A 25911-nucleotide genomic window follows, 5' to 3' on the forward strand; every position below is an offset into this window, starting at 1 on the left:
GGTCCTTGCCATGAGTCCAAGGCAATGTTTGTGTGGATTCGATGCACGATGTTTATGGCTGAGGTCAGGGGACGGGCGCGATGAGTCTGCGGCAGATGGAGTACTTCCTCGCGGTCGTCGAGGAGGCCTCGTTCACCCGGGCCGCGGAGCTGCTCCACGTCACCCAGCCGGCGCTGTCCCACCAGATCAAGGCCCTGGAGAAGGCCGTCGGCGGCGCCCTGCTCGAACGGCTGCCGCGCGGCGTCCGGCTGACCGTGATGGGCCGCGCCTTCCTGCCGCACGCCGAACGGTCCGTGCGCAGCGCCGCCCAGGCCCGGCGTGCGGCGCGCGCCGCGGCCGGTGCGGAGGGCGGCGAACTGCACATCGCCACCGTGCATCCGATCGCCGTCGGTATCCTCCCCGACGTCTTCGCCCGCTGGCGTGACACGCACCCCGGAGTCGGTCTCGTCCTGCACGAGTACGCCACCACCGACGCCCTGGAAGAGCAGATCGAGCGTGGCACCGCCGACCTCGCCGTCGGCCCGCCGCCCCCGCACTGGTCCGGCCCGGTCGTCCCGATCGGTGCCGAGGACATCGTCCTGGTCGTCCCCTTCGACGACCCCCTTGCCGGACGGGCCTCCGTCCGGCTCCATGAACTCGCCGACCGGCCGTGGGTGCGGTGCGCGATGGAAGCGGTCGTGGAGGGCCGCCCGTTCCTCGACTGGGCCTGTGCCCGGGCCGGATTCGAACCGCGTACGGCGGTGCGCACCGAGCACACGTCGACCGCGGTACGGATGGCGGCGGCCGGCGTCGGCGTCGCGACGGCCCCCGCGCACGTCGTACGGGGCGCGGTCGGCGAGGACTGTGCGGTGCTCACCGTGGACCCGCCCTGGAGGCGCGAGCTCGCGGTGTTCTCCCGCGTCGAGCTGACCGGCGCCGCTGCGGCTTTCGCCGAACTGCTGACCATGTGCCGGCCGCCCGGGGTTCCCGCCTCGGGGACCAGCGGTCATCGGTGAGATCGATCTTGACGCGCGAGGCATCGCAACCGCATCACTGACAGCAGGCAGCAGGCAGCAGGCAGCAGGCAGCAGGCAGCAGGCAGCGGGCAGCGGGCAGCGGGCAGCGGGCAGCGGGCAGCGGGCAGCGGGCAGCGGGCTGAGACTTCGTCTCTTGCCCCGGACGTCTCGGCGTTGTCCCGACCGACGTCGTGATGGCTGGTGCCGCGGTGGCTCGCCGGTTTCGGTGATGCCGCCGATGTCGTGGCCGGGCCGGCTGCGCGGCAGGGACCGGCCCCTGGAGTCGGAGGCTTCCCGTAGGCAGGTGCCGGTGAGCCTGGTCGGCGGCCCACTCGGCGCCGGGCTGGTCAGGGGCGGATGATGTAGCGGCCGCGGAGGCCGCCCTTGGCGGTGGCCCGGTGGGCTTCGGCGGCCTGGTCCAGAGAGACGACCGCGTGGACGCGGACCGACAGTTCGCCCGAGGCGGCGAGGGTGAGGAGGCCGGCCAGTTGCGCGCTGTCGTAAACGGTGACCACGGAGGCGACCGAGATCCCGCGCTCGGCGGGCGGTTCGAGGCCTGGCCGCAGCCCGACGTAGGCTCCGCCGTCGCGGACCAGCTCGAGAGCTCCCTCATTCAACTGGGCGGGGTCGACGACTGCGTCCCATTCCGGCTCGGCGTGCGTGCTGAAGTCGGCGCCGAGGCCGCGGACGAACTCCTCGTCGCCGGTGCGTGCGAGCCCGGTCACCTGCCAGCCACGTTCCCGGGCGAGAACGGCGACGTTCGCCCCGACCGCGCCCGCGGCGCCGGTCACCAGCAGCCGGGCGGCCCCGGCGGGCGCGTCGCCGAGCAGGTCGACGGCCTGCGCAGCGGCCAGCCCGTTGAGGGGGACCGTGGTCGCGGCCGGCAGGTCCAGCTCGTCGGGGACCGGGACGACGTCGGCCGCTGCGACCACGATCTGCTCGGCGTAGGTGCCGTAGTCGCGGTCGAAGCCGACCACCAGACCGGCCACCCGAGTGCCGACGGCCAGGTCGACGCCCGACCCGGCCGCGTCCACGACGCCGGCGAACTCCCAGCCCAGGCCCGTGTGCTCGGGCTGATCGACCAGCCCTATCGAGTGGAAGAAGCCCGCCGCGACGCCGAGATCGGTTGGGTTGACCGTCGCAGCGGCGATGGCGACGCGAATCTGGCCGGGGCCGGGATCGACGACGGGCACCTCGATGACCTCGATCGAATCGGGGCCGTTCGGGATGCGGACTACGGCGGTGCGGAAGGTGGGGGTGCCCATGGCTTTGGTCCTCTGCGGTGGGGTGATCGTTTCTGTGCTCCATGCTCGTTCTGTGAATGCCGCGGCGGAAGAAGGCACTTGAGAGTGCGTAAGCTGCCTCCAGGTATGGAAGGGGCGATCGATGTCGACGCAGACGGCGGCTCAGAAGCGGGCCGAGGCGAAGGCGAGCTACAACGCGTTCATGGACGGCTGCCCCAGCCGGGAGTTGCTCGACCGTATCTCCGACAAGTGGGTCGCGCTGGTGCTCGCGGCGCTCGGCAGCGACGGCCCGCACCGTCCAGGAGTCGACCACGGCGACGGCCCCCGGTCGATGCGCTACTCCGAACTGTCCCGCCGGCTCGCGGGCGCCAGTCAGAAGATGCTCACCCAGACCCTGCGCTCCCTGGAAGCCGACGGCCTGGTCACCCGTACCGTCACGCCCACCGTGCCCGTCACCGTCACCTACGGACTGACCGGCCTCGGCTTGTCCCTGAACGACGTCATGGCCGGCCTCAAGGACTGGGCCGAAACGCACATGACCGACGTACTCGCCCACCGCGAGGAACACCACCGCACGGCAGCCGAACGCTGAGCCTGCCGGGAGAAGCAGGAACAGTCCGACGTACCGCACCGTGCACATCCGGAGCGTGAACCCGAGCCGGTGGTGCTTCGCGTCCGCCGCAGGGCGATCAGATCCCGGCGACGCCCCGACATGCGGGCCTGCCAGTCCCGAGGCCGGGTTCCGTCCGGCCCGGTCCGGACGCCGGCCGACCCGTCACCCGTACGGCCGCACGCCGACTGCGGTGGGCCCGTTCAGGTGATCCCCTGAGAGGGATCGCGCCGCGCACCGGCGCACCGAACGCCCCGGGGGTACGCCATGCAGGCAGACACGCCCGGAGACATACCGGCCCCGACGCCCTCGCCCGAACGCCGCACCCTCCGGCGCCCGTCCACGCTGCCCCGCCGCGCGGCCCGGGCCGGTGGCGGTCCCAGTCTTCTCGCGCCGGGTGCGGCCCACGACCCGTACCGGCTCTACCGGGTGCTCCGCGAGGAGTACCCGCTCAGCTACGACGCGCCGTTGGGCGCCTGGCTCATCAGCCGGTACGACGACGTGGCCACCGCTCTCACGGACCCGAGGTTCGCGGGCTTCCCGCACGACGGAGCACCCAGGGGCGGCCCGGCCCCGCTCGGGCTCTGCCACGGCAGTGCCCGGTGCCTGCCCCGCGACCGGTACGCGGTGGCGTCCGGGTCCGTACCCGGGCACCTGGCGGAGCGCGTCGAGCGGACCGCCTATGTGCTGGCCCGGCGTATCGCCGGACGCCCGCAGGCCGATCTCGTCGAGGAGTTCTGCCGCTGGCTGCCCGCCGGAGCCCGACCGGGCGCCGGCACGGCCGCCGACACCGCCCCCTGCACCCGGCACACCGGACTGCGGGAGACCGCCCTGGCCTCTCTCCTCGCCAATCTGCTGGACGACCCCGACCTGCTGGCCGCCCTGCGCATCGAACCCGCGCTCACCGGCCGGGCCTGGACCGAGACGCTGCGCCGCGACCCGCCCGTCCAGGTCGTGCTGCGCCGTACCGTCGCCGAGGTCACCCTCAGCGGCGGCACCCTGCCGGCCCGGGCGCCCGTCGCCTGCCTGATCGGCTCGGCGGGCCGTGACCCGGAACGGTTCGCCGCACCGGACGTCTTCGACCCCTTCCGCCGCGACCAGGACCGCGGCACGCCCGGTCCTGCGGGGTGCCCCGCGGTGCTGCTCGGCCGGCTGGAGGCCGAACAGGGCCTGCGCGCCCTGCTCGACGCGATGCCCGCCCTGCGCTGGGCGGACGGATTCCGCCCGGCCGCCACCGGCCTGCTCACACGGGGGCCACGTTCCCTTCTCGTCCGGCCCGGATGAGCAGCGCCACCGGCCGCTCGGCGAACAGCTCCGCCACCGGGACCGTCCCGCCCGAGAACTTCCGGCCCGGCGTCAGCAGATCGCGCCACACCCCGTCGTCCGGCAGCGCCAGCTCCGTCCGGCGCCAGCCGCCCGACTCCGCCAGCCGCAGCGAAAGCCGGGTCACCGCGGTGACCACCTCGCCGGAACGGCAGAAGGCCAGGCAGTGCGCCGCCGCCGGACCCGACGTGGTCAGCGGGGCGTACGTACCCGACTCGCCGAACACCTCGGGCCGCTCCCGGCGCAGCCGCAGCGCCGCCTCCGTGAGTGCGCCCTTCTCGTCGGCGGGCGCGTCGTCGGCAGGCTGCGCGAACGGCCGCCGGTTGTCCGGGTCTACCAGCGCCAGATACTCCCGCTCCGTGCCCTGGTAGAGATCCGGTACCCCCGGCATCGTCAGGTGCACCAGGGCCGCGCCGAGCACCTGGGCCCGCACATGAGGGGCGAGCTTCTCCGCGAACCGTTCCAGCAGCGCCCGCACCGCACCGGTACCGGCAGCCGGACCGGCGGCGACGAAGTCCGTCGCCACCCGCTCGTACACCGGGTCGGGTTCGGTCCAGCTCGTGAACAGCCCCGACTCGCGCACCGCCTTCAGCAGCGCGGGCTCCAGCCGCCCGGACTGTTCCCCGGACGGGAATCCCACACAGCCGATCGCGGTCTGCCACGCCTGCCAGGCGAGCTGCGGATCGGGGGAGGCGGGGGCCGTCCGCGTCAGCTCGGCGACCAGCTCCGTCCACTGCCCGGGGCACTGCGACAGGACCGCGATTCCCGCCCGGACGTCGGCGCTGCGCTTGGTGTCATGCGTCGTCAGGGCCGTGCCGGTGGCGGGCCAGTCACGGGCGAGCCGCGCGCAGAAGGCGTGGAACGCCTCCGGGGCGACCGCCGGCTGCCCCGGATCACCGCCCACCTCGTTGGCCGAGATCAGCGGCACGTAACGGTAGTACGCCGTGTCCTCGACCGCCTTGGCGCGCAGCGCGGAAGCGGTCTGGGCGAACCGGGCGCAGAACGCCGCCCGGTCGTCGCCCCCGCCGAGCCGCCCCAGGGCCAGCTCCCGCACCACGTCGACGGCCGCGGCTTCATCCCGTACCGCGAACACGGCCTTGGCATCGCTCACCGCGACCGCGTCGAGCGTCGCCTCGGCCGTCTCGGTGCAGGGGCCGCCCGCCGTCGCGTACGGGCGGTAGACCGGGACGCGGACCAGCAGTTCGCGCACGGCGGTGTGCAGAGCCCAGGGGGCGTGGTCGCGCAGCACGGGGTCCTGGGCGCAGATGCGTGATGCGAGCCGGGTCAGCAGCTCGGTCTCGGCGGCCAGTTCATGGGTGACGACGCGGTACGCGGCCCGGCGCACGGTCGCCGTCCAGTAGCCGCCCCGGTCGCCGGCCGGCGAGGCGTACTCCCGGTAGCCGTCGAGCAGCTCGGCCGCGCCCGCCGGGTCGACGAAGAGCCCGTCGATCCGGTGCAGCGCGTCGTACCCCGTCGTCCCGGCCACGGCCCAGCCCGCCGGCAGCGGCTCGGGGCCGGTGAGGATCTTCTCCACCACCGTCCACACCCCGCCGCTCGCCGCGGACAGCTGCTCCAGATAGCCGGCCGGGTCGGCGAGCCCGTCCGGATGATCGATCCGCAGGCCGTCCACGACCCCGTCCCGCACCAGCTCCAGGATCTTCGCGTGGGAGGCGGCGAACACCTCGGGGTCCTCCACCCGCACCCCGATCAGCTCCGAGATCGTGAAGAACCGCCGGTAGTTCAGCTCGGTGCGGGCCAGCCGCCACCAGCCGAGCCGGTAGTGCTGGGCTTCCAGCAGCTCCGGGAGGTCGAGGTGGGCGGTACCGGCCCGCAGCGGGAACTCCTGCTCGCCGTAGCGCAGCACGTCCCCGTAGACCCGCAGCCGGTCCGTCTCCTCGCCGATGCGCCCGGCGAGGACGGGCAGCAGGATCCGGCCGTCGCCCGCCGCCCAGTCGATGTCGAACCAGCGGGCGTACGGGGAGTCCGGCCCCTCGCGCAGGACCTCGCGCAGCGCGTGGTTGTGCCGGGGGTCGGCGGCCATGTGGTTCGGCACGATGTCCAGGACGAGCCCGAGCCCGTGCTCCCGCGCGGTGCGAGCCAGCTGCCGCAGCCCGTCCTCGCCGCCCAGCTCGGCGCGCACCCGGCTGTGGTCGACGACGTCGTAGCCGTGCCGGGAGCCGGGCACGGCTTCGAGTACCGGGGAGAGGTGCAGATGGGAGACGCCGAGCGAGGCGAGATACGGTACGGCGTCCTCGGCGGCCGAGAACGGGAACTCCGGCTGGAGCTGGAGCCGGTACGTGGCGGAAGGCGTCATGGGATCGTTCGTACCCAGATCCGGGCCGCCTTTGTCACCCCGGCACGCACGAGTGCACGACCGGCGGCCCCCGCGACGGCGGGCTTCTCCTCACGCGGGCCCGCCCTTGCCTCAGGCCGGCCCGGCCTTCCCCCTTCAGGCCGGCCGCTGAAGCACCACCATGCTCCGTCCCACCAGCGTCACCCGATCGCCCGCAGCCACCTTCGGCCCCGCACCGGTCAGCACCCCGTCCGGGCGAGCCGTGTCGACGACCGCCAGCCACTGCCGCCCGTGATTGACCGGAACGGCGAATTCCAGCGTTTCGGCGCCGGCGTTGAACATCAGCAGGAACGAGTCGTCGGAGATCCGCTCCCCGCGCGGTCCCGGCTCCGAGATGGCGTGCCCGTTCAGGAAGACCGTCAGCGCCTTGGCGTGCGCCGCCTGCCAGTCCCGCTGGGTCATCTCCTCGCCCTCGGGCGTGAACCAGGCGATGTCGGAGAGCTCGTCATGGGTGCCCTCCACGGGGCGCCCGTGGAAGAACCGCCGGCGCCGGAAGACGGGATGGTCGCGGCGCAGCCACACCATCGCCCGGGTGAACTCCAGCAGACTGCTGCCGAGCCCGTCGCCGCCGTCCTGCCCGTCGCCCTCCGCATCGTCGTCGCCCACCGCCCCTGCCGGGTCCGGCCAGTGCACCCACGACAGCTCGCTGTCCTGGCAGTACCCGTTGTTGTTGCCCCGCTGCGTACGGCCGAACTCGTCGCCGTGACTCAGCATCGGCACGCCCTGGGACAGCATCAGGGTGGCGATGAAGTTGCGCATCTGCCGCTCGCGCAGCTCCAGCACCTCGGGCCGGTCCGTCTCGCCCTCCACACCGCAGTTCCAGGACCGGTTGTGACTCTCGCCGTCCCGGTTGCCCTCGCCGTTGGCCTCGTTGTGCTTGTCGTTGTACGAGACCAGGTCGTGCAGGGTGAATCCGTCGTGGCAGGTGGTGAAGTTGATCGAGGCGAGCGGCCGCCGCCCGTCGTCCTGGTACAGGTCCGACGACCCCGTCAGCCGGCCGGCGAACTCGGCCAGCGTCCGGGGCTCGCCCCGCCACAGGTCCCGCACCGTGTCCCGGTACTTCCCGTTCCACTCGGTCCACAGCGGCGGGAAGTTCCCCACCTGGTAGCCGCCCTCACCCACGTCCCACGGCTCGGCGATCAGCTTCACCTGGCTGACCACCGGGTCCTGCTGCACCAGGTCGAAGAACGACGACAGCCGGTCCACCTCGTGGAACTGCCGGGCCAGCGTGGCCGCCAGATCGAAGCGGAAGCCGTCCACATGCATCTCGGTCACCCAGTAGCGCAGCGAGTCCATGATCAGCTGGAGCACGTGCGGGGAGCGCATCAGCAGGGAGTTCCCGGTCCCCGTGGTGTCCATGTAGTACCGCTGGTCGTCGGCGAGCCGGTAGTACGAGGCGTTGTCCAGCCCCCGGAAGGAGAGCGTCGGCCCCAGGTGGTTGCCCTCGGCCGTGTGGTTGTAGACCACGTCGAGGATCACCTCGATGCCGGCCTGGTGCAGGGCGCGCACGGCCTGCTTGAACTCCAGCACCTGCTCGCCCCGGTCGCCCCAGGAGGCGTAGGCGTTGTGCGGGGCGAAGAAGCCGATGGTGTTGTAGCCCCAGTAGTTGGCGAGGCCCGCGTCCGCCAGCCGGTGGTCCTGGACGAACTGGTGCACCGGCATTAATTCGATCGCCGTGACCCCGAGCTCCGTCAGATGTGCGATGACCTCCGGATGGGCCAGGCCCGCGTACGTACCGCGCAATTCCTTCGGCAGCCCCGGATGAAGCATCGTCAGGCCCTTCACATGGGCCTCGTAGATCACCGTGCGGTGGTAGTCCGTACGGGGCCGCCGGTCGTCGCCCCAGTCGAAGTACGGGTTCACCACGACCGAGGTCATGGTGTGCGGCGCGGAGTCGAGGTCGTTGCGCGCGTCGGGCCGGCCGAACGGGTAGCCGTACACCGCCTCGCCCCACTGGATCTGCCCGGCGACCGCCCGTGCGTACGGATCCAGGAGCAGCTTGGCGGAGTTGCAGCGGGCGCCGCGCTGCGGTTCGTAAGGCCCGTGCACCCTGAATCCGTACCGCTGACCGGGCATCACCCCGGGCAGGTAGGCATGGCGGACGAAGGCGTCGGTCTCCCTCAGCTCCACCGCAGTCTCGGAGCCGTCGTCGTGCAGCAGGCACAACTCGATTCGGTGGGCGGCCTCCGAGAAGACCGCGAAGTTGGTCCCGGCGCCGTCGTACGTGGCACCGAGGGGGTACGCCTGTCCCGGCCAGACCTGCATAGATTCGACTCTTCCACTCCTGATGCGGTTGCCTGGGGAATGCGGGCTTCCTGGAGCAGATCTTCCCCGAAGGAGCGGCCCTTACCTAGGACCGGCCGGGAATCGGGGGCGGCGTCGCCCGGTCCGGTCAACATCGGGCCCCTCCGCGTCGCCCGGAACCGGATTCCGGCAACCTCGCCCGGTCGGTTGTCCGTAATGCGGCTTGGGGTGGGGTGTTTAATCACTATGAATCCGCTCACTCCGGCAGATCTCGCCGCACAGAACGCGCGTGTATCGCCGGGGAGTTGGGAAAGGAGCCTGCGCATCCGGCTGCACCGGCTCCCGCTCCCGGAGTACCCTTCCTTGATCGTTGGTGGGGGAGTGGAAGGCGGTGCGCGGGTGAGCTCGGGAGGGTTCGAGCTGCCCCCAGGTGACACGGGTCACGAGGGGGATTCGGCTGATGTCCCGCCCGGGGCGGTTTCGCTTGCGCAGCCCCTGGAGATCGGTGCGGAACTGGACTGGGGCGCGGAGGCCTGGAGCGAGGTGCGCACCCGTGCGCAGCGGGCCGGGCGCGCCTACATCTGGCTGAATCTCGTGGAGCAGCGGCTGCGCGCCGTCGTCGCCGCGGTGCTCCGGCCCATCTACGAACCGGTCCACGGCGAGGACTGGGTGGTGGCCGCGGCGGGACCCGCCGGGCAGGAGTGGGTGCAGCGCGCCGTCGCCGTGCGCGAGGTGTCCCGCCGCAAGGGCTATCTGCTCGACCCGGCGGACGACAACGTCCTGAGCTTCCTCACGCTCCCTCAGCTGCGCGAGCTGATGGTCCAGCACTGGCCCTGCTTCGAGCCGTACTTCGACGACCGCCGCGACGTCGAGCTGGCGCTGGACGAGCTGGAGGTCGCCCGCAACGTGGTCTCCCGCAACCGCGCCCTCAACGAGGCGGTGCTCGCCCAGGCCGAGCGGGCCTCCGCGCGGCTGCTGGAGATCCTGGGCAGCGGCGCGGCCGTACCGTCCGCCGACCGGCTCCCGGTCGACGCGGTGGAGGAGCTCGTCGGAGACCGGTACGCGGACGTGGTCTCCGTCCACCCCGACCGGGTGCGGCTCCAGCGCCAGCTGCCCGCGGAGGACCTCTTCGGCGGTTCGCGCCGGCTGGACGCGATCGGGATTGGGCTCAATCTGCTGGTGCAGAACTTCTCCGGCCGGCGGCTGATCCGGCTCGCCGAGTCGGGCTGCCGGGTCCGGCTGCTCTTCATCAACCCGGCCAGCAGCGCGGTCAAGCGCAGGGAACGGGAGCTCGGCCTCAAGAAGGGCGAACTGAGCCGCACGGTGGAGATGAACATCCTCCACATGCGCCGGGTCCGCTCCAAGCTCCGGGACCCGGGCGCCTTCGAGATCCACGTCTTCGACGAGACCCCGCGCTTCACCGCCTACCTGGTGGACGGCGACGGCGCCGACGCCGTGGGGGTCGTCCAGACCTACCTGCGCCGGGCGCGCGGCATGGAGGCGCCGGTGCTGGTTCTGCGGGGCGGCGGACGGGCGGTGGTCCGGGCCGGCCAGGACAGCGAGCACGGGCTGTTCGAGACGTACCGCGAGGAGTTCGAATCCGTGTGGACGGACTCCCGGCCGGTCTCCTGAGGGACCGTCCCCGGGCGTTGTCAGTGGGCCGTGCGAGGGTGGTCGTCATCTGGGGGAGCACCACGAAGGAGGTACGGGATGAGCTGGCACCGGCAGGCGCTGGTCGGATTCGACCTGGAGACGACGGGTACGGAACCGCTGGAGGCCCGGATCGTGACAGCCGCGGTCGTCCGTGTCGACAGCAGCGACGGCGATCCGGTGCGCCGGCACGCCTGGCTGGCCGATCCGGGGATCCGGATCCCCGCACAGGCGTCCGCGATCCACGGCATCAGCAGCGAGCGGGCGGCGGCGGAGGGCCGGCCGGTGCGCGAGGTGGCCGACGAGATCGCCGACACCCTGACCGGGTACTGGCGCCAGGGCGTCCCGGTGGTCGCGTACAACGCGGCCTTCGACCTGACGCTGCTGACGGCCGAGTTGCACCGCCACGGGCTGCCCTCGCTCAGCGACCGGCTCGACGGCGCGGGGATCGGGCCGGTGATCGACCCGTACACGATCGACCGGTCCGTCGACCGCTACCGCAAGGGCAAGCGCAACCTCGAAGCGGTCTGCGTCGAGTACGGCGTGGTCCACGGGGGAGCGCACGACGCGGCGGCGGACGCGCTGGCGGCGGTGCGGGTGGCGTACGCGATAGCCGCCCGGCACGGCTCGGTGGCCGCGCTGTCGGCGCCGGAGCTGCACGAGCGCCAGATCACCTGGTACGCGGAGTGGGCCGCCGACTTCCAGCAGTTCCTGCGCCGCAAGGGCACGGCGGACGCGGTCATCGACGGTCGCTGGCCGGTGCGGGAGCCGGCGCGGGTCTCCGGCTGACCGGGTCCCGCACCGCTCACCGGTGCGCGTGCGGTGAGGCCCGCCTCAGAACGGGTACCACCGCACTCCCGTGTCCCCGTCCCGCAAGGACGCCACCCGGCGGCGGAACTCCGCGAGTGCCTTCGGGTTGGCCGGGGCGTGCTGCGCGACCCATGCGCAGCTGGCCGTCTCCCGCGCCCCGCGCAGCACCGCGCAGCCGTCCCACTCCCGTACGTCCCAGCCGTACGCCGTGGTGAACGCGTCATAGGCCTCGGCCGCCAGCCCGTACCGGTCACGGGACAGGGCGAGCACCACCAGGTCGTGCTCGCGCAGATCCGTGGAGAAGGTCTCCAGGTCCACCAGGACCGGTCCGTCCGGACCGACATGGACGTTGCGTGCGAGCGCGTCGCCGTGGATCGGACCCGGGGGGAGATGGGGGACCAGTGCGGCGGCCGCCACCGCGAATCCGTCGCGGCGCTCGCGCAGATACGCCGCGTCCGCCGGATCGATCGCCTCGCCGGCCAGGTGCAGCCACCGCTCGACGCCGCCCAGCAGCTCCCTGCGGGGCAGGGTGAGGCCCTCCGGGGCCGGCAGCGCATGCACCGCGCTCAGCAGCGGCGCCAGGTCCCGCGGCTCGGAGAGGCGCACCGCGTCGGGCAGCCGGTGCCACAGTGTCACGGGGTGGCCCTCGACCAGCCGCGCCCCGGGCTCGGCGGCCCGCACGGCGGGGACGCCGGACGCGGCGAGCCACTGCGCCACGGCCACTTCGCGGTCGGCCCGTTCCCGCAGCTCCGGGCTCCGCACGGCGTCCCGGCCGATCTTGACGACCAGGTCGCCCACGGCGAACACCGCGTTCTCGCCCAGCGCGATCAGCTCAGCACCGCCGGGCAGTCCGGCGGCGGTCAGCACCTCGCGCGCTCGCATCTCGTTCATGGATCTGATTTTCGCATCCGTGCAGGCCGCCTTGACGAACCGACGGTCCGTCAGCACGATGGCGGAGGCCACCTGAGCGGCCAGAACGGTATAAAGCCGGTCGAATGACGCAAGGGGGTCGCATTCATGACATTGGCTAATGCAACCGTGCAGTCCGGACGGCACGGCCCGCCGGGCAGCCCGCGCGCCAAGCAGCCCGGGCAGATCAACCGGAACGCCGGAACCTGGTTCCTGGTGCTGCCCGCCCTGATCCCGATCCTCGTCCTCAGTGTCGGGCCGCTGCTCTACGGCATCGCGCTGGCCTTCACGGACTCCCAGTCGGGCCGCACCCGGTCCACGCAGTGGGTCGGCGTACTGAACTTCCAGGACCTGCTCCACGACGGACTGTTCTGGGAGTCGTTCCGGATCGGTCTGGTCTGGGCGCTCGGCGTCACCGTCCCGCAGTTCGTGCTCGCCCTGGGCCTCGCCCTGCTGCTCAACGAGAACCTGCGGATGCGCTGGCTGGCCCGAGCCCTGGCGATCATTCCGTGGGCGATGCCCGAGGTCGTCGTCGGCATCATGTGGCGCCTCGTCTACAACCCGGACGCCGGAATCCTCAACGAGACCATCCGCGACCTGGGGCTCGGTGACGGCCGGGACTGGCTGACCGGCCTCGCCACCGCACTGCCCGCGGTGATCGTCGTCGGCATCTGGGCCGGCATGCCGCAGACCACGGTCGCCCTGCTGGCGGGGCTGCAGAACACCCCGCACGAGCTCCACGAGGCCGCCGCCCTGGACGGCGCGGGCGCCTGGCGCCGGTTCCGTACCGTCACCTGGCCCGCGCTAAAGCCGGTCGCCCTCTCCATCACCGCGCTCAACTTCATCTGGAACTTCAACGCCTTCGCCCTGGTCTACGTGCTGACCAACGGAGGCCCCGGCGGCCGCACCCGGCTGCCGATGCTCTTCGCCTACGAAGAGGCTTTCCGGTACGGACAGTTCGGCTACGCCGCGGCCATGGGCTGTGTGATGGTCGCGGTGATCTCCGTGATCCTCGCCGTGTACCTCGCCGGACGGCTCAGGGGAGGCGAGGACCGATGAGTCTGCGTACCAGCAAGCCGGCACGCGCCGGACAGTACGCCGCACTGCTCTGCTATCTGGTCTTCCTGGCCTTCCCGTTCCTGTGGCTGATCTCCACCGCCTTCAAACCCGCACCCGAACTGGGCTCCCTGCATCCGACATGGATCCCCGAGCACCCGACGCTGGACAACTTCCGGCAGGCCTTCGACGAGCAGCCGCTGCTCCGGGCCGCCGCCAACTCACTGATCGCCGCGCTCTCGGCCGGCGTCATCGCCGTCGTCATCGCGACCCCGATGGCCTATGTGATGGCCCGCCACCGCTCACGCCTCTCCACGGCCGCCACCGGCTGGGTCGTGGTCAGTCAGGCGTTCCCGTTCGTCCTGCTGATCATTCCGCTCTTCCTGGTCCTCAAGCACCTGCATCTGATCAACACCCTGTGGGGGCTGATCATGGTGTACGTGGTGTGGGCGCTGCCGTTCGCGCTGTGGATGCTGGTCGGCTACGTACGGGCCGTGCCGCCCGAACTGGAGGAGGCGGCGGCGGTCGACGGGGCGGGCCGGCTGCGGACGCTCGTCTCGGTCACCGTCCCACTGCTGGGCCCAGGCATCGTCGCCACCGCACTCTTCGCGTTCGTCACCGCCTGGAACGAGTTCTTCTTCGCCCTCGTCCTGCTCAAGACACCGGAGAAGCAGACCTTGCCGGTCGTACTGACCCACTTCCTCGGCGCGGAGGGCGCGAGCGACCTCGGACCGCTCGCCGCCGCCGCGTTCCTGGCCACCCTTCCCTCGCTCGTCCTCTTCGCCGTCATCCAGCGGCGGATCACGGGCGGCATGCTCGCCGGGGCGGTGAAGAGCTGATGCGCGCGCTCGTACGTACGGCAGCCGCGGCGGCCACCGCGCTCGCTCTGCTGCTCACCGGTTGCGGCGGGGGCGACGACGGCCGGGCGGACGGGAAGATCCGGATCCGCTTCCAGTCGCTGGCCTGGCAGAAGGAGTCCGTCGACATCAACAAGCAGCTGGTGAAGGAGTGGAACGCGAGCCACCCCGACATCGAGGTCCAGTACGTCCAGGGCAGCTGGGACAGCGTCCACGACCAGCTCCTCACGTCCTTCGAGGGGGGTGAGGCGCCGGACGTCATCCACGACGCCTCCGACGACCTCGCGGACTTCGCGTACGGCGGCTATCTCGCCGATCTCCGTACTCTCCTCCCGGACCGGCTGACCGACGACATCCCCGCGCAGAGCTGGCAGACAGCCACGTTCGACGGCGGGGTCTACGGGGTGCCGTTCCTCCAGGAGCCGCGGGTCCTGATCGCCAACGCCAAGATCCTCAAGGCCTCCGGGGTCCGCATCCCGACCCCGGAGAAGCCCTGGAGCTGGCCGGAGTTCCGGCAGGTCACCAAGGAGCTGACCGGCAAGGGCCGTTACGGGATCGCCTGGCCGCTGAAGGAGCCGGTCTCCGTCACCCTCAATCTCGGCCTCTCGGCGGGCGGCGAGCTGTTCCACCGCGGCGCCGACGGGAAGGTCACCGTCGCGATGGGCGAGGGCGATCAGGTCGTACCCGGCACCATCCACGACCAGGTCAACACCGACCACAGCGCCGCCCGCACCGCGCTGGGCATGGGCGGCGGGGACACGCTGCCCGGCCTCTTCGGCGGGAAGTACGCCATGGTGCCGCTCGGGTTCTCCTACCGCCAGCAGGTGGTCGAACAGGCCCCGAAGGGGTTCGAGTGGACCGTGCTGCCCGCCCCCGCCGGCAGTGAGGGCCTGGCCCAGGGCGTGAGCCCGCAGACCCTGTCCGTCGCCGAGGACAGCCCGCACAAGAAGGAGGCCGTGGAGTTCATCGACTTCCTGCTGCGGCCAGCCAACATGGTGCGTCTGGCCAAGGGGGACTGGATGCTGCCGACCGGTACGGCAGCCCTGGCGGATCCCTCGCTGCACACCGCTGAGCGCGGCTGGGCGACGGGCGCCGCCCTCGCGGCCGCGTTGCGCTCCGCGCCGGCCCAGTCGGTGCGCGGCTACCCCGAGTGGAAGGACAAGGTCGCCACGCCCGCGCTCCAGGAGTACTACAGCGGTGCGATCGACGCGGACGAGTTGAGGAAACGTCTGGTGGAGGACGGGAACCGGGTTCTGGCCCGATATCAGCGATGACCTCGGACGGCACGGAAAGAGATTACCGACCGGTACGTATCTTTCCGGCGTCGGAGCGCGGGCGATCCGGCCGCCGGATGCCCGCTCGGAGTCGGCGCCAGGCATTTCTGAACGACGGCGATTCAGACATTCATCGGCTTGAATTTGCTTCTTCATGCTCTTGCTGGGACGTGCGCGTACGGGTATGACCGAGGAAAACGCGCCGTTTCTCTTCGGGGCGATGGGTGCCGGCTGAAACGGAACGCGCTGCCGCTTTTGGCCGAAAAGGAGATCATTGACAACGCCAATTGCTCTGGGCTGTACTCCTGTCGGCGGTGAGCAGCGGTACGGAATTTCTGCCGAGGCGGGAAGTTCGTATCGCAATTACGGCCAAGTCGTGCCCAGGAAAAGTAAATTCAAAGTCAAAGATGGAGGTGCTGTTATGAAGTTCCTTTTTCTGCTGAAGGACAAGATGACGCCGGAGAAGAGCCTGAAGGCATACGCCTGGTACCACTGGTACTAAACCGGCATTAGAGTCCGGCCGGCCGGCGGACGCGGTCCGTCGGCCGGGTCCGTGCCCGGCGTGGCCTCACCGGCCCGCCGGGCACGGGCGCCTCTCGCTTCTTGGAGACCACGATGCAGATATCCGGTACCGGCAGCCGCGCCCGGGACGTCGTCTTCGCGCCGAGACTCCAGGCGCTCCTGACGGACCACCGGGGCGAGGAGATCTTCCGGCTGGACCCCGGCACCGTCGGCGTCGCCGGAGCCGGCCTGACCGACCGCATCCTCGCCGCCAGGCCGGCCACCGAGGATGAGCGCCCCACCTTCAAGCCCCTTCACGGGCGGTCCATTCCCCGTGCCGAGGCCGCCACCGTCATGCAGGCCATCGGCCGCGACGTGCGGACGGCCCTGAAGAAGCCCGTTCCCGAGAACGCCGACCTCCGGGGTGAATGGCCGCATGTGGGCCACGTGTACCTGCGTGATCTGATGCTCGGGGGCGACCCCTACCGGCTGCGCATACTCATGGACCGCGTCCTGGAGCTGACGCCCAAGCTCACCTGGTCGGTCATCGTCGCCGGAGCGGCCCTGCCCGGCAGGCTGCGCCCCGGCGCCCCCGTCTCCGCCATCGCGGGCCTGACCGCCGAGGCCAAGGGGTACGGCGACCGCCGCTACGCGATGGGTCTGTACCGCAGAGCCGCGGCCCCTGTCTGCTTCACCGTGTCGACACTGGTCGCGGGCGCGCTCTGGCTCGGATCACCGTTCGACGACGCGACCTCGAACCGGAACATCCTGTACGAGGCCATGCGGCTGCTGCCGCCCTCCTGGAACATTCTGCGAAGGGCGTCCCCGGAGTACCCGGCGCTCGACCCCCGGATCGGCGCCGGTGACGACGTCCTGCTCCTGCCGCTGCTGAGTCACCGGGACCCCGCGCTCTGGGAGGACCCCGATGCGTTCCGGCCCGAGCGCTGGGACCGTCTCGACCCGGACAGTCAGCCCGGCTACCTGCCCTTCGGCCACGAGTCCGAGCGCTGCTGGGGGCGGCACATGGTGATGCCGCTCGCAGAGATGCTGCTCGACATGGTGCGCGGCGGCGGCCTGACGGTGGATCCCGCACAGACGGCCTCCGACGTCCCCCTCGCCGGGCTGATGGGTGTGACGGGGGTGCGGGTCATCCGACGCTGAACCACCCGGCTCCGCCCTGTTCGTGATGCGTTGTCACGGCCGGGGCGGAGTGCTGTGTCCGGTGCTGCCTCCGCCGTGAAGGGGTGGAAGTTGTGCCCGAGTTGAGGATCACTGGTCGTCTTCTTGTGACGAAATCTTGTCGGGGGCGTTGCAGGCGCAAGGAGGGTCTTGATCTGCGCGCGTCAATCGGCGAGGGTTTCGAGCCAGCCCCCGGAGATCTTCCGGCCGAGGGCCAATCCCCCCACAAAGAATGACGAGGAGATCCCTCTTCATGGCAATTCACAAGCGCGCACGCCGGTTCAAGCTGACCGCCGCCGTCACCGCGGTAGCCGCCGCAGCCGGAGTCACCCTGCTGTCCAGCCCCTTCGCCGGAGCGGCACCCGCCCCCGCGACAGGCAAGATCTACGGTGCCGACGCGGCGACCGCCGTCTCCGGCAGCTACATCGTGATGCTGGACCAGAAGGCGGACAAGGCGGAGCTCGCCAAGGAGTACGGCGGCAAGCTGAAGCGCAACTACAGCTCCGCCATCAACGGCTTCTCCGCCAGCGGCCTTTCGGAGACCGAGGCCAAGCGCCTCGCCGCCGACCCGGCCGTCTCCAAGGTGGTCCAGAACAAGAAGTTCCACATCGACGCCACCCAGGACAACCCGCCGTCCTGGGGCCTGGACCGCATCGACCAGGCGGAGACCGCCGGGGACAACGCGTACACCTACCCGGACAGCGCGGGCGAGGGTGTCACCGCGTACGTCATCGACACCGGAGTCCGCACCACGCACCAGGAGTTCGAGGGCCGGGCCAGCTCGGGCTTCGACGCCGTGGACAACGACGACAGCGCCGACGACGGCAACGGCCACGGAACGCACGTGGCCGGCACCATAGCCGGGGCGACGTACGGCGTCGCCAAGCAGGCCAAGATCGTCGCCGTGCGGGTCCTGGACGACTCCGGCTCGGGCACCACCGAGCAGGTTGTCGCGGGCATCGACTGGGTCACCGAGAACCACGAGGGCCCGTCCGTCGCCAACATGAGCCTCGGCGGCGGCGCGGACGAGGCGCTCGACGCGGCGGTCCAGAAGGCCATCGCCTCCGGCGTCACCTTCGCGGTCGCGGCCGGCAACGAGTCGAGCGACGCCGGCGAGGGCTCGCCCTCCCGCGTCCCCGAGGCCATCACGGTCGCCTCCTCCACCGTGGACGACGAGCAGTCGTCGTTCTCCAACTACGGCTCGATCGTGGACATCTACGCCCCGGGCTCGGACATCACCTCGTCGTGGAACGACAGCGACGACGCCTCCAACACCATCTCGGGTACGTCCATGGCGACCCCCCACGTCGTCGGTGCCGCCGCCGTCTACCTGGCAGGGCACCCGGACGCCACCCCGGAGGAGGTCGCGACGGCGCTGACCGAGGGAGCCACTCCGGACGCCATCAGCAACGCCACCGAAGGGACGGCGAACAAGCTGCTGAAGGTCGTTGAGTAACACGGGCACCATCTGACCGGCGGCCACCGCGCCCTCCCCCACGGGGCGCGGCGGCCGCACGGCCGGGGAAGATCGTCCTATGGTGTGCCCATGATGATGTACGCGGCGCCGTTGCCCGGGACGAACGGGAGCGGCCACCGGAGGCTCACCACGGCCGGGCCCCGCGAGCTGCCCACCGGATCCGCGCGGACGGCCGGAGGCGGCTCATGAGCGAGCCGCCCCCGGGTGTGGCCGCAGCGGTCGAGGGCCAACTCCGCCTCCTCGACCCGATGGTCCGGGCCTCCACCGAACTCCTCGTCCAGGTCCTCCACCCCGACTTCCATGAGGTGGACACCACGGGCCGCCGCTGGGACCGCGCGATGGTCATCACCGCGCTGATCTCCGACGAGGCCCCGCGGCCCGGGCAGCTCACCGCCTCACGTATGAACGGGGTCCAGCTCGCCGACGAGCTCGTCCACGTCACGTTCGACACCGAGGCCAAGGGGCAGCGCGCCCACCGCAGTTCGCTGTGGCGCCTCACCGCGACGGGATGGCTGCTGTACTACCACCAGGCCACCCCCTTCGTCATGGCGGCGGCCACCGAAGGGTGAGGCGTCAGCGACGGCCCGCCCGATGCGCCCGCGCCGACCACCGTCCGTCCGTGCGGGTGATCCGTACCGGATGGCCGAAGCAGTCGCTGACCTGACCGGTGGTCAGCACCTCGTCGGCCGGCCCCGAGGCCACATTCCGCCCGCCACGCAGCAGCATCGCATGCGTGGTCGAGGCCGGCAGCTCCTCCAGATGGTGCGTGACCAGCACCGTCGCCAGCTCCGGATGCTCCTCGCGCAACGCGTCCAGACTGTCCAGCAACTGCTCCCGGGCCGCCAGATCCAGCCCGGTGGCCGGCTCGTCGAGCAGCAGCAGCCGGGGCTGCGGCATCAGCGCACGGGCGATGAGCGTACGACCGCGCTCACCCTGCGACAGAGTCGGCCAGCGCGACCGCGTCCTGCCGCCCATGCCCAGCATCCTCAGCAGCCGCTCGGCACGTTCCCGCTGCTCGGCCCCCGGCGACCAGCGCGGCAGCGGCTCGACCGAGTTGGTCAGGCCGGTCAGCACCACCTGGCTCACCGTCAGCGGGGAACGCAGCGGGTGACGCGGATCGACATGCCCCAGCAGGGTCCGCAGCTCCCGCAGATCGACCCGGCCGAGCGTGCGCCCCAGCACCTCCACCGAGCCCCGGGTGGGGTGGGTGACCGCGCCGAGCAGCCCGAGCAGGGTGCTCTTGCCCGCGCCGTTGGCGCCGAGCAGGGCCCAGTGCTCGCCGCTCCGTACGGTCAGCGAGACCGAGTCGAGCAGGACGTTCCCGTCCCGTACGAGGCAGACACGGTCGGCCCGGATCACCGGCACCGGGCCGGCCGGGGTGCTCGGGGCGGGGACGGCGGCGATCGTGGTCACGTGCGCGTACTCCTTCATGCGGATGCGAGCGCCTCCAGGCGGCTCATGTCCTCGGTCGTCAGCCGGATCTCACGCGCCCCCAGGTTCTCCGACAGGTGGACGGGCGAACCGGTGCCCGGGGTCGGGCACAGTACGGGGGAGCGGTGCAGCAGCCAGGCGAGGGCGATCTGCCCGCGGGTGGCGCCGTGGCCCTCCGCGACACCGTCGAGCGCGGCGGAGGCGTCGCCGGTCAGTGCGCCGTCGGCCAGCGGGAACCACGGGAGGAACGCCAGGTCATGGGCTTCGCATACCTTCAGCACCGCATCCGACGCGCGGTCGAGGAGGTTGAAGCGGTTCTGCACCGAGGCGATCCCGGTCAGGGAGAGCGCCTGCTCCAGCTGGTCGGCGGTGAGGGTGTCCAGACCGATGTACCGGATCTTACCTTCCTGCCGCAGCGCATCCAGAGCGCCCAGCTGATCGGCCATCGGAACCTGCGGGTCCAGCCGGTGCAGCTGGTACACGTCGATCCGGTCGGTCCGCAGCCTGCGCAGACTGGCCTCGCACATCGCGCGCAGCTCCTCGGGCCGCCCCGCGACGTGCCAGGCGCTGTCGCTGGTGCGTACGACACCGCCCTTGGTCGCGATCACGAGCTCGTCGCGGTACGGGTACAGCGCTTCGGCCACCAGTTCCTCGGCCACCCCCGGGCCGTAGTTGTCGGCGGTGTCGATCAGGGTGACGCCCTGATCGACTGCCGACCGGAGCACCGTCAGCGCGTCCCGGCGGTCGCCGCGCGGGCCCCAGTACCCGGGGCCGGTCAGCTGGGCGGTGCCGTAGCCGAGACGGCGCACGGGCAGCTCGCCGCCGAGGAGGAACGAACCGTCGGGGGAGGGGAGCGAAGCAGACATGAAGGAACAGTAGTCCCGGGGTCCGGTACGCCCTGCGGCCGGTTCCTGTCGCCTTTTTTCAAGACGGGGTGCGGTGATCCTTTCTAGAGTGCTGTACATGAAGACCGAGCACACCCATATGACCGAATGCGCCGCCGAAGCCGCCCGCGTGGCCCGCGGCGTCCGCCCCGAACAGCTCGAAGCCCCCGTCACTCCCTGCGCCGGCTGGGACGTCCGCGGGCTCATCAACCACTGGGTGCTCTACACCTCGCACGGAATGGAGCACCGCGCCCTGCGCACGGAGATCCCCGAGGAGCTCACCGCGCGGGACTTCACGGCGGACGCCGACTGGACCGAGCAGTACGCGGCCCAGCTGGACCGCGCCGTCGCCGCCTGGTCGGACCCGGCCGTCTGGGAGGGCACGATCGGCACCGGTGAGTCGGCCACCCCGGCCGCGGACACCGCCGCGATGCTCATCGAGGAGACGGCCCTGCACGGCTGGGACGTGGCCCGGGCCACCGGCCAGGAGTTCCGGCTCTCGGACGAGGCGGCTGCCCATGTCCTGGGGATCGTCGAGAAGACCGCGGCGCTCTACCGTCAGTACGAGGGTTTCGCCGACGAGATCACCGTCGCTGCCGGAGCATCCGACTTCGAGCGGGCGCTGGCCCTGAGCGGCCGTGATCCGCAGTGGACCGCCGCATGAAAATGGCCCATCCCCACGGGTGGTGAATGGCCCGTGGGGATGAGCCACTGGCTGGCTAGGCTCGATCCATGACCACTCACCGCAGCCCGGACACGGGCAGGGCCGTCATCGACTTCTTCTTCGACCCGGCCTGCCCGTTCGCCTGGATCACCTCCCGCTGGATGCTGGAGGTGGAGCAGCAGCGCGACATCGAGCTCCGCTTCCACGTGATGAGCCTCTACCTGCACAACACGGGCAACGAACTCCCCGACTGGTACCGGACCCTGGTCGACAAATCGATCGGGCCGGTGCGCGTCGCCGTCGCCGCGGCCGGACTGCGTGGCGAGGGCGTCCTGCGCGATCTGTACACGGCCTTCGGGATCCGGATCCACCAGCAGAAGAACGAGGACTTCGACGAGGTGATCGCCCAGTCCCTCGACGAGCTCGGTCTGCCCGCCGAACTGGCCGCGGCCGCTCACGACCCGGCGTACGACGAGGCGCTGCGCCGCAGCCACGACGCAGGCAAGGACCCGGAGGCGGACGGATACGTGGGCACGCCCACCCTCCACGTGGACGGGACCGTGTGGTTCGGCCCCGTGCTGCGGGCCGTGCCGCGCGGTGAGGAGGCGGCGCGGCTGTTCGACAGCTTCCGGGTACTCGCCGGGTACGACGACTTCTTCGAGCTCAAGCGGACCCGCACGGGCGGACTGGACGTGGGCTGAGCGAGAGCCCGGCATGATCCGGACGAGAGGCCCTACGCGCTGACCGGGGTGGACCGGGCCGTCCGGACGCGTGCCTCGTCGTACCGGTCCAGCAGCAGCCGTGCCAGTTCCGGCGACGGGCCCAGCACGCCGGCCAGTACATCCGCCCCGGCCTCGGCCGCCCCCGCCGCGATGCGGTCCGGGAGGCGGCCGGGCGCGATCACGTACGGGGCGACCGCCACCCGGCGCACACCGTCGGCCCGCAGGGCCCGTACCGCGTCCTCGGTACGGGGATGGGATGCGGAGGCGAACGCAGGCCGCACGGAACACCAACCGGTGTGCCGCAGCTCCCGCGCAATTTCAGCGATCACTGCGATCGCCTCCGGGTCTGTGGAGCCCGCCGAGGCCAGGACGAGCCCGGTCGAGCCTTTGTCGCCGGGGCGGACCCCGGCTTCGTACAGCCGCCGCTCCAGAGCGGAGTTCAGCAGCGGCGAGGGGCCGAGCACCTCGGCCTGCCGCACCCGCAGCCGCGGCAGCCGGGCGCGTGCCTCCCGCAGGACCGCCGGGATGTCGGACTTGGCATGGAAGGCGCGGGTGAGCAGCAGCGGAAGCGCCACCACCTCACCCGCCCCCTGCGCGTCCAGCCCCTCCAGGACCCGCGGCACCGACGGTGCGTTGAAGTCCAGGAACCCGGTCTCCACCCGCAGCCCGGGCCGCAGCGCCCGTACTCGCGCGGTGAGCGCGTGCACGGTCGCCGCGTGCCGCGGATCGCGGCTGCCGTGGGCGATGACGAGGAGGACCGGAGCAGTCATGTCACCAGCTCAGTTCTTCACGAGGAGACCGCGGCTGCGCAGCACCCACCGCTCCAGCGGACTGAAGATGAGCAGGTCGATGGCGATGCCGACGATGAGGATCAGGAAGATGGCGAGGAAGACCATCGACATGCTGCTGGTCTCACGGCCCTGCTCCAGCAGTTGCCCGAGCCCCACACCCAGATCGGGCGACGAGGCGATGATCTCGGCAGCCATCAGCGAGCGCCAGGAGAACGCCCAGCCCTGCTTCAGACCCGCCAGGTATCCGGGCAGCGACGCCGGCAGCACGATGTGCCAGGTGCCGCGCAGCCCGGTGGCACCCAGCGTCTTGCCGGCCCGCAGGTGCAGCGGCGGAATCTGGTCGACACCCGCGACGAGCCCATTGGCGATCGATGGGACAGCACCCAGCAGGATCACCGCGTACATCATCCTGTCGTCCAGCCCCAGCCAGATGACGGCGGGCGGCACCCATGCCACCGACGGCAGCGACTGGAGCCCGGAGAGCACCGGACCGATCGCCGCGCGCACCACCTTCACCCGCGACACCAGCAGCCCCAGCGGGGTGCCGAAGACGAGAGCGAGGAGGAAGCCGAGCAGACCGCGCGAGACGCTCGTCCAGATGTAGCCGAGCAGGGTGCCCTGCGCCCAGGCGTTGGACACCTCGTCCCAGACCAGTGCGGGCGACGGCAGCTTGTAGTCGTCGGTGACCTTCGCCCAGATCAGGATCTGCCAGACGAGCAGCACCAGCGCGACGGCCACCACCGGAGGCAGGACCTTCTGCGTCAGCACCTGGCGCACCGGGGTCCGGCTCACCCGTACCGCGTCGAGCGCGTCGAGTCCCGCTTCCAGGCCGGCCAGGTCCTGGGCCTCGTCCCTCGGGGCGGGGTCCTTGGCTGTGGTCTCAGTGCTGGCCATGTCGGCGGATCTCCCCACGCAGTTGTTCGGTGATCTCGACGGACAGTTCCGCCACCGCGGTGTCCTCGATGCGGCGCGGCTGCTCGATGTCGACCGTCCACTCCCGGGCGATCCGGCCGGGGCGGGACGAGAGCAGCACCACACGCTCCGCGAGCCGGACCGCCTCGCGCACGTTGTGTGTGACGAACAGGACGGAGACGTTCGTCTCGCGCCAGATCCGGGTGAGCTCGTCGTGCAGCACGTCCCGGGTGATGGCGTCGAGTGCGGCGAACGGCTCGTCCATCAGCAGCAGTTGGCTGTCCTGGGCGAGCGCGCGGGCCATCGCCACCCGCTGCCGCATTCCGCCCGACAGCTCGTGCACCCGCTTGCCGTACGCCCCGCCCAGGCGCACCAGTTCCAGGAGCCGCTCCGCCTCCGTGCGGCGTTCCGACTTCGGTACGCCGCGCAGCCGAAGCGCCAGTTCGATGTTCTTGCCCGCGGTCAGCCACGGGAACAGGGCGTGCTCCTGGAACATCAGGGCCGGCCGCCCGCCCGGGGTCTCGATGGAGCCCCCGGTCGGGCGGTCGAGTCCAGCGACCAGGTTGAGCAGTGTCGACTTTCCGCACCCGGAGGCTCCCAGGAGGGTGACGAACTCGCCGGGAGCGACATCGAGCGTGATGTCGTCCAGAACGAGCTGCTGCCCTTCCGGTCCGGCGAAGGACTTCGAGACGTGGTCGATCCGGGCGGCGTGCCCGACCGCCGTACGGTCCTCGGCCTTGGTGAGCGTGGTCGTCGCCATGGTCGTCACCTCCTGGGAGATCCTGGAACGGTCGGGTGGTTACTTGACGCCGAGACCGGCGTCGGCGACCTCGGGCTTGCCCGCGGCCTTGAGGATCTTGTTCAGCGGCTTCAGGTCGTAGATGCCCGTCAGATCCGTCTCGTCCAGCAGGCCGGCCTTCACCGCGTGCTTCGCCTCCGTGTCGAGCGTGGCGGCCAGCGGGTCATCGGTGAACTGGATCGACTTCCACGCCGGGTCCAGGACGTCCGCAGGCAGCTCCTTGCCGGACAGCGTCTTGAGCGCGGCGTTGGCGGACGCCTTCGCCTTGTCCGGGTTGGCGTTGATCCACGCGTTGGTGTTGACCGAACCGCGCAGCACCGCCTCGACGACATCCGGGTGCTCGCTGAGGAACTTCTGCGACACGATGATGTTCGTGATCACGAACTTGTTGTCCGGCCACAGCGTCGACTCGTCGAGGAGCACCTTCGCGCCCTGCTCGACCAGCTTGGACGCGGTCGGCTCGGGAACCCAGGCGCCGTCGATGGAACCGGACTTGTAGGCGTCCGGGGTCACCTTGTTGTCCGTACGCACCACGGAGACGTCGCCCTTCCCGCTCTGCGCGTCGACCGTCCAGCCCTTTTCGGAGATCCAGTTCAGGAACGCCACGTCCTGGGTGTTGCCGAGCTGGGGGGTGGCGATTTTCTTGCCCTTGAGGTCGTCGAGGGTCTTGACCTTCTTCGGGTTGACGACCAGCTTGACGCCGCCGGAGGCCGAACCGCCGATGATGCGAAGGCTCTTGCCCTTGGACTTCGTGAAGCCGTTGATGGAGGGCGAGGGGCCGATGAAGCCGATGTCGATCGAACCGGCGTTGAGTGCCTCGATCTCGGAGGGGCCCGCGTTGAACGTGGAGGGCTTGACCTCGGTGGAGCCGAGCTCCTTGGCGATGAGGCCTTCCTGGATGCCGACCAGCGCGGTGGCGTGCGTCAGGTTCGGGAAGTACCCGATCTTCACGGTGTCCGTGGAGAGCTTCTTGCCGCCGGCGGCGACGTTCGTCTTCTTGGCGTCGTCGTCCTTCGCCTCGGAGCCGTAGCCGCAGGCGGTGAGCGCCACGGCGAGCAGCGGCAGGGCGGCGGCAGCGGCGATGCTACGGCGAAGCGTGGTACGGGGGGCAGACACGGGAGGTCTTCCTCTCGGAGGCCCGGTGCTCACGTCCCTCGGAAGTCCGGGGACGCGGCCGGGAGGTCGGCAGGTCTTCGTCTGAACTGGCGGTGCAGGTGGTGCTGCCG

24 protein-coding genes are annotated in these 25911 nt (G+C 71.1%); 14 read left to right on the forward strand and 10 right to left on the reverse strand.

Annotated features, from left to right (window positions below; genetic code table 11):
• The first annotated feature begins 80 nt into the window (after window positions 1–80).
• Window positions 81–995: a LysR substrate-binding domain-containing protein gene (locus SH922_RS32175; RefSeq protein ID WP_393062037.1), complete on the forward strand. Its 915-nt coding sequence runs from the start codon at window positions 81–83 to the stop codon at window positions 993–995.
• Window positions 996–1342: 347 nt separating this feature from the next.
• Here the strand turns inward: SH922_RS32175 and SH922_RS32180 are convergent, their stop codons facing one another.
• Window positions 1343–2260, reverse strand: coding sequence for an alcohol dehydrogenase catalytic domain-containing protein (locus tag SH922_RS32180; protein ID WP_393062039.1), 918 nt, complete (start codon window positions 2258–2260; stop codon window positions 1343–1345).
• 121 nt (window positions 2261–2381) lie between these two features.
• Between SH922_RS32180 and SH922_RS32185 the strand changes: the two genes are divergently transcribed.
• Window positions 2382–2831 (forward strand): winged helix-turn-helix transcriptional regulator, encoded by a 450-nt coding sequence (locus SH922_RS32185; protein WP_393062041.1) that lies wholly within the window; start codon window positions 2382–2384, stop codon window positions 2829–2831.
• A gap of 285 nt (window positions 2832–3116) precedes the next feature.
• On the forward strand, window positions 3117–4133 hold the full coding sequence (locus SH922_RS32190; protein ID WP_393062043.1) for a cytochrome P450: 1017 nt from the start codon (window positions 3117–3119) through the stop codon (window positions 4131–4133).
• On the opposite strand, the gene treY is transcribed toward SH922_RS32190, so the two are convergent.
• Both treY and glgX read right to left on the reverse strand, forming a co-directional pair.
• Window positions 4093–6486 (reverse strand): malto-oligosyltrehalose synthase, encoded by a 2394-nt coding sequence (gene treY / locus SH922_RS32195; protein WP_393062045.1) that lies wholly within the window; start codon window positions 6484–6486, stop codon window positions 4093–4095. The genes SH922_RS32190 and treY overlap by 41 nt on opposite strands.
• Before the next feature lie 135 nt (window positions 6487–6621).
• Entirely contained in the window at window positions 6622–8790 is a 2169-nt protein-coding gene (gene glgX / locus SH922_RS32200; protein WP_393062047.1) for a glycogen debranching protein GlgX, read from the reverse strand.
• Window positions 8791–9168: 378 nt separating this feature from the next.
• Here glgX and SH922_RS32205 point away from each other — a divergent pair, with 378 nt between their 5' ends.
• Together SH922_RS32205 and SH922_RS32210 are read left to right on the forward strand one after the other, a co-directional pair.
• Complete coding sequence (locus tag SH922_RS32205) at window positions 9169–10401, forward strand: SAV2148 family HEPN domain-containing protein (protein WP_393062049.1); 1233 nt, start codon at window positions 9169–9171, stop codon at window positions 10399–10401.
• Between the two features lie 78 nt (window positions 10402–10479).
• The gene (locus SH922_RS32210; protein WP_393062051.1) at window positions 10480–11208 is read left to right on the forward strand and encodes a 3'-5' exonuclease; all 729 of its coding nucleotides are present in this window, start codon (window positions 10480–10482) and stop codon (window positions 11206–11208) included.
• 45 nt (window positions 11209–11253) lie between these two features.
• Here SH922_RS32210 and SH922_RS32215 read toward each other — a convergent pair whose 3' ends face one another.
• A complete protein-coding gene (locus SH922_RS32215) occupies window positions 11254–12120 on the reverse strand; it encodes a phosphotransferase enzyme family protein (RefSeq protein WP_393062053.1) in 867 nt (288 codons plus the stop codon).
• A 126-nt stretch (window positions 12121–12246) separates the two neighbouring features.
• On the opposite strand from SH922_RS32215, the gene SH922_RS32220 reads away from it, so the two are divergent.
• The 7 genes from SH922_RS32220 (at window position 12247) to SH922_RS32250 (ending at window position 19051) form a co-directional block, all read left to right on the forward strand.
• Complete coding sequence (locus SH922_RS32220) at window positions 12247–13197, forward strand: carbohydrate ABC transporter permease (protein WP_393062055.1); 951 nt, start codon at window positions 12247–12249, stop codon at window positions 13195–13197.
• Window positions 13194–14033 carry a carbohydrate ABC transporter permease gene (locus SH922_RS32225; protein ID WP_393062057.1) on the forward strand — a complete coding sequence of 280 codons (840 nt, stop codon included), beginning with the start codon at window positions 13194–13196 and terminating at the stop codon, window positions 14031–14033. Before SH922_RS32220 ends, SH922_RS32225 begins: the two co-directional genes overlap by 4 nt.
• Window positions 14033–15325 carry an ABC transporter substrate-binding protein gene (locus tag SH922_RS32230; protein ID WP_393062059.1) on the forward strand — a complete coding sequence of 431 codons (1293 nt, stop codon included), beginning with the start codon at window positions 14033–14035 and terminating at the stop codon, window positions 15323–15325. The genes SH922_RS32225 and SH922_RS32230 overlap by 1 nt, the downstream gene beginning before the upstream one ends.
• Window positions 15326–15746: 421 nt before the next feature.
• Entirely contained in the window at window positions 15747–15827 is an 81-nt protein-coding gene (locus tag SH922_RS32235) for a tryptorubin family RiPP precursor (protein WP_350985409.1), read from the forward strand.
• Window positions 15828–15940: 113 nt separating this feature from the next.
• The gene (locus SH922_RS32240; protein ID WP_393062061.1) at window positions 15941–16987 is read left to right on the forward strand and encodes a cytochrome P450; all 1047 of its coding nucleotides are present in this window, start codon (window positions 15941–15943) and stop codon (window positions 16985–16987) included.
• Window positions 16988–17258: 271 nt separating this feature from the next.
• Window positions 17259–18461 carry a S8 family peptidase gene (locus SH922_RS32245; protein ID WP_393062063.1) on the forward strand — a complete coding sequence of 401 codons (1203 nt, stop codon included), beginning with the start codon at window positions 17259–17261 and terminating at the stop codon, window positions 18459–18461.
• 206 nt (window positions 18462–18667) lie between these two features.
• Window positions 18668–19051 carry a DUF4440 domain-containing protein gene (locus SH922_RS32250; protein WP_393062065.1) on the forward strand — a complete coding sequence of 128 codons (384 nt, stop codon included), beginning with the start codon at window positions 18668–18670 and terminating at the stop codon, window positions 19049–19051.
• A 4-nt stretch (window positions 19052–19055) separates the two neighbouring features.
• Here SH922_RS32250 and SH922_RS32255 read toward each other — a convergent pair whose 3' ends face one another.
• Entirely contained in the window at window positions 19056–19886 is an 831-nt protein-coding gene (locus tag SH922_RS32255) for an ABC transporter ATP-binding protein (protein ID WP_393063749.1), read from the reverse strand.
• A gap of 23 nt (window positions 19887–19909) precedes the next feature.
• The gene (locus SH922_RS32260; protein ID WP_393062067.1) at window positions 19910–20779 is read right to left on the reverse strand and encodes an aldo/keto reductase; all 870 of its coding nucleotides are present in this window, start codon (window positions 20777–20779) and stop codon (window positions 19910–19912) included.
• A 97-nt stretch (window positions 20780–20876) separates the two neighbouring features.
• On the opposite strand from SH922_RS32260, the gene SH922_RS32265 reads away from it, so the two are divergent.
• Window positions 20877–21461, forward strand: a complete 585-nt coding sequence (locus tag SH922_RS32265; protein WP_393062068.1) for a TIGR03086 family metal-binding protein — start codon at window positions 20877–20879, stop codon at window positions 21459–21461.
• A gap of 68 nt (window positions 21462–21529) precedes the next feature.
• A complete protein-coding gene (locus tag SH922_RS32270) occupies window positions 21530–22162 on the forward strand; it encodes a DsbA family protein (protein ID WP_393062070.1) in 633 nt (210 codons plus the stop codon).
• Between the two features lie 32 nt (window positions 22163–22194).
• Here SH922_RS32270 and SH922_RS32275 read toward each other — a convergent pair whose 3' ends face one another.
• Genes SH922_RS32275 through SH922_RS32290 form a run of 4 tightly spaced genes read right to left on the reverse strand, consistent with a single transcriptional unit; the run spans window position 22195 to window position 25801 of the window.
• On the reverse strand, window positions 22195–22953 hold the full coding sequence (locus SH922_RS32275) for a sirohydrochlorin chelatase (protein ID WP_393062072.1): 759 nt from the start codon (window positions 22951–22953) through the stop codon (window positions 22195–22197).
• 9 nt (window positions 22954–22962) lie between these two features.
• Window positions 22963–23868 (reverse strand): ABC transporter permease, encoded by a 906-nt coding sequence (locus SH922_RS32280; RefSeq protein WP_393062074.1) that lies wholly within the window; start codon window positions 23866–23868, stop codon window positions 22963–22965.
• On the reverse strand, window positions 23855–24646 hold the full coding sequence (locus SH922_RS32285) for an ABC transporter ATP-binding protein (protein ID WP_393062076.1): 792 nt from the start codon (window positions 24644–24646) through the stop codon (window positions 23855–23857). Before SH922_RS32285 ends, SH922_RS32280 begins: the two co-directional genes overlap by 14 nt.
• A gap of 39 nt (window positions 24647–24685) precedes the next feature.
• The gene (locus SH922_RS32290) at window positions 24686–25801 is read right to left on the reverse strand and encodes an aliphatic sulfonate ABC transporter substrate-binding protein (RefSeq protein WP_393062078.1); all 1116 of its coding nucleotides are present in this window, start codon (window positions 25799–25801) and stop codon (window positions 24686–24688) included.
• Window positions 25802–25911 lie beyond the last annotated feature (110 nt).

The organism is Streptomyces sp. LN549 (assembly GCF_043203805.1).
GTDB lineage: Bacteria > Actinomycetota > Actinomycetes > Streptomycetales > Streptomycetaceae > Streptomyces.

Coding starts and splice junctions, on each gene's coding strand:
- SH922_RS32175 (WP_393062037.1), top strand. CDS start 81: ATGAGTCTGCGGCAGATGGAGTACTTCCTCGCGGTCGTCGAGGAGGCC.
- SH922_RS32180 (WP_393062039.1), bottom strand. CDS start 2,260: ATGGGCACCCCCACCTTCCGCACCGCCGTAGTCCGCATCCCGAACGGC.
- SH922_RS32185 (WP_393062041.1), top strand. CDS start 2,382: ATGTCGACGCAGACGGCGGCTCAGAAGCGGGCCGAGGCGAAGGCGAGC.
- SH922_RS32190 (WP_393062043.1), top strand. CDS start 3,117: ATGCAGGCAGACACGCCCGGAGACATACCGGCCCCGACGCCCTCGCCC.
- treY (WP_393062045.1), bottom strand. CDS start 6,486: ATGACGCCTTCCGCCACGTACCGGCTCCAGCTCCAGCCGGAGTTCCCG.
- glgX (WP_393062047.1), bottom strand. CDS start 8,790: ATGCAGGTCTGGCCGGGACAGGCGTACCCCCTCGGTGCCACGTACGAC.
- SH922_RS32210 (WP_393062051.1), top strand. CDS start 10,480: ATGAGCTGGCACCGGCAGGCGCTGGTCGGATTCGACCTGGAGACGACG.
- SH922_RS32215 (WP_393062053.1), bottom strand. CDS start 12,120: ATGAACGAGATGCGAGCGCGCGAGGTGCTGACCGCCGCCGGACTGCCC.
- SH922_RS32220 (WP_393062055.1), top strand. CDS start 12,247: ATGACATTGGCTAATGCAACCGTGCAGTCCGGACGGCACGGCCCGCCG.
- SH922_RS32225 (WP_393062057.1), top strand. CDS start 13,194: ATGAGTCTGCGTACCAGCAAGCCGGCACGCGCCGGACAGTACGCCGCA.
- SH922_RS32230 (WP_393062059.1), top strand. CDS start 14,033: ATGCGCGCGCTCGTACGTACGGCAGCCGCGGCGGCCACCGCGCTCGCT.
- SH922_RS32235 (WP_350985409.1), top strand. CDS start 15,747: ATGAAGTTCCTTTTTCTGCTGAAGGACAAGATGACGCCGGAGAAGAGC.
- SH922_RS32240 (WP_393062061.1), top strand. CDS start 15,941: ATGCAGATATCCGGTACCGGCAGCCGCGCCCGGGACGTCGTCTTCGCG.
- SH922_RS32245 (WP_393062063.1), top strand. CDS start 17,259: ATGGCAATTCACAAGCGCGCACGCCGGTTCAAGCTGACCGCCGCCGTC.
- SH922_RS32250 (WP_393062065.1), top strand. CDS start 18,668: ATGAGCGAGCCGCCCCCGGGTGTGGCCGCAGCGGTCGAGGGCCAACTC.
- SH922_RS32260 (WP_393062067.1), bottom strand. CDS start 20,779: ATGTCTGCTTCGCTCCCCTCCCCCGACGGTTCGTTCCTCCTCGGCGGC.
- SH922_RS32265 (WP_393062068.1), top strand. CDS start 20,877: ATGAAGACCGAGCACACCCATATGACCGAATGCGCCGCCGAAGCCGCC.
- SH922_RS32270 (WP_393062070.1), top strand. CDS start 21,530: ATGACCACTCACCGCAGCCCGGACACGGGCAGGGCCGTCATCGACTTC.
- SH922_RS32275 (WP_393062072.1), bottom strand. CDS start 22,953: ATGACTGCTCCGGTCCTCCTCGTCATCGCCCACGGCAGCCGCGATCCG.
- SH922_RS32280 (WP_393062074.1), bottom strand. CDS start 23,868: ATGGCCAGCACTGAGACCACAGCCAAGGACCCCGCCCCGAGGGACGAG.
- SH922_RS32285 (WP_393062076.1), bottom strand. CDS start 24,646: ATGGCGACGACCACGCTCACCAAGGCCGAGGACCGTACGGCGGTCGGG.